Source organism: Streptomyces sp. NTH33 (genome assembly GCF_003236365.1).
Lineage (GTDB): Bacteria > Actinomycetota > Actinomycetes > Streptomycetales > Streptomycetaceae > Streptomyces.
In genome coordinates this window covers 1-1,694 of the sequence record NZ_POTZ01000829.1, presented here as the reverse complement: position 1 = coordinate 1,694, position 1,694 = coordinate 1, and the positions used below count along the sequence as shown (strand labels likewise).

At 73.7% G+C, this 1,694-nt stretch carries 2 protein-coding genes and 1 pseudogene; 2 read left to right on the top strand and 1 reads right to left on the bottom strand.

Annotation, left to right across the window (positions count from 1 at the left end; translation table 11 throughout):
* Positions 1-117 precede the first annotated feature (117 nt).
* Both C1I97_RS36725 and C1I97_RS36720 read left to right on the top strand, forming a co-directional pair.
* Positions 118-891 (top strand): IclR family transcriptional regulator, encoded by a 774-nt coding sequence (locus C1I97_RS36725; RefSeq protein ID WP_111007217.1) that lies wholly within the window; start codon positions 118-120, stop codon positions 889-891.
* Positions 888-1,628 carry an SMP-30/gluconolactonase/LRE family protein gene (locus tag C1I97_RS36720; protein ID WP_111007216.1) on the top strand — a complete coding sequence of 247 codons (741 nt, stop codon included), beginning with the start codon at positions 888-890 and terminating at the stop codon, positions 1,626-1,628. The genes C1I97_RS36725 and C1I97_RS36720 overlap by 4 nt, the downstream gene beginning before the upstream one ends.
* Here the strand turns inward: C1I97_RS36720 and C1I97_RS42240 are convergent.
* A pseudogene (locus C1I97_RS42240) lies at positions 1,594-1,694 on the bottom strand (DUF4115 domain-containing protein); the annotation flags it as partial. The gene C1I97_RS36720 and the pseudogene C1I97_RS42240 overlap by 35 nt on opposite strands.

Sequence of the window (1,694 nt, the reverse complement as noted above, 5' to 3'; positions counted from 1 at the left end):
CACAATCCGGACCTGGTGGAGGACGCCCGCCGCCACCCCGGTGACTAGCCTGTGTTCGTCATGCCGACCGCCTGTTGGTATTTCGAACGGGCCTGGTTTCAAGGGAGGGGGCCGGTCGTGGGACGCCTCGTACCCGCCGTGACCCGGGCTCTCGACATACTCGAGCTCTTCCTGGACGGGGACGGGACGCTCTCCGCCCCCGACATCGTGCGCAGGCTGCACCTGCCGCGCACCACGGTGCACGAGCTGGTCACCACGCTCGCCGCCCGCAAGTACATCGTCCCGGTGACCGGGCAGCCCGGACGCTACCGGCTCGGCGTACGCCCGTACCAGCTCGGCAGCCGCTACGCCGAGCAGCTCGACCTCGCCGCCGAGGGCCGGCAGGTCGCCCACTCGGTCGCCGAGACCTGCGACGAGACCGTGCACGTGGCGATCCTGGAGGACACCGACGTCATCTACATCGCCAAGGTCGACTCCACGCACGCGGTGCGCATGGTGTCCGCGGCCGGCCGCCGCCTCCCGGCGCACTGCACCTCGGTCGGCAAGATGCTGCTCGCCTCCCTCCCGGAGCAGGAGCTCGCCGCACGCGTCCCGGACGGCACCGAGCTGGCCGCGATGACCCCGGACAGCATCACCGATCCGGCCGCCCTGCGCGAGGCCCTGGGCGAGATCCGCAGGCGGGGCGTCGCCGTGGAGAGCCGCGAGTCCAACCCGGACGTCTCGTGCGTGGCCGCGCCGGTGCGCGACCGCACCGGGCAGGTGGTCGCGGCCCTGTCCATCTCGGTGCCCATGATCCGCTGGAGCGAGGAGCGCCGGGCGGAGCTGGAGCAGCTCGCCGCGAAGGGCGCCGCCGAACTGTCGGAGCGCCTCGGACACCGGGGCGCGGCATGACGGCGTACGAGGTCGCGGTCCGCGCCCGGGCGGAACTGGGCGAAGGCCCCACGTGGGACGCGGCGGCCGGGCGGCTGATCTGGGTCGACATCCTCGCCTCCAGGGTGCACACCTACGACCCCGCCTCGGGCCGCCGCACGGTCCGCACGACCGAGCAGCACGTGGGTGCCGCCAAGCCCCGCACCGGCGGCGGACTCGTCCTCAACCTCCGCGACGGGGTGGGCCTGGTGGACCCCGACGGCACCTTCCGCCGGCTGCACCACGACCCGCTCCCCGGCCGCCGCGGCAACGACGCCGCCGTCGCACCCGACGGCTCCCTGTGGGCCGGCACCATGCGCTACGACGAGGCCCCGGGCGGCGGCACCCTCACCCGCCTCACCGGCGACGGCACGGCCGAGGTGGTGCTGCCCGACGCGACGGTCAGCAACGGCACCGGCTGGAGCCCCGACGGCCGTCTGATGTACTACGTCGACTCGCCGACCCGCCGGATCGACGTCTTCGGCTTCGACGGCCGGCGCGTCACCGGCAGGCGGCCCCTGGCCCGGATCGAGGAGGGCGCCGGCTTCCCGGACGGCCTCACGGTCGACGCCGACGGCTGCGTCTGGGTGGCCCTGTGGGACGGCGCCGCGATCCGCCGCTACACCCCCGCCGGCACCCTGGACCGCGTGCTCCGCCTCTGCTTGCGTACCGCCCGCTTACGTACTATCCGGCCTGCGGGTCGCCCTTGGTGTACGTGAGGCGTTCCACGGCGCCCGGCTGGAACTGGTCCTCGATCTTCTTGCCGTTGACGTAGAGCTGGATCG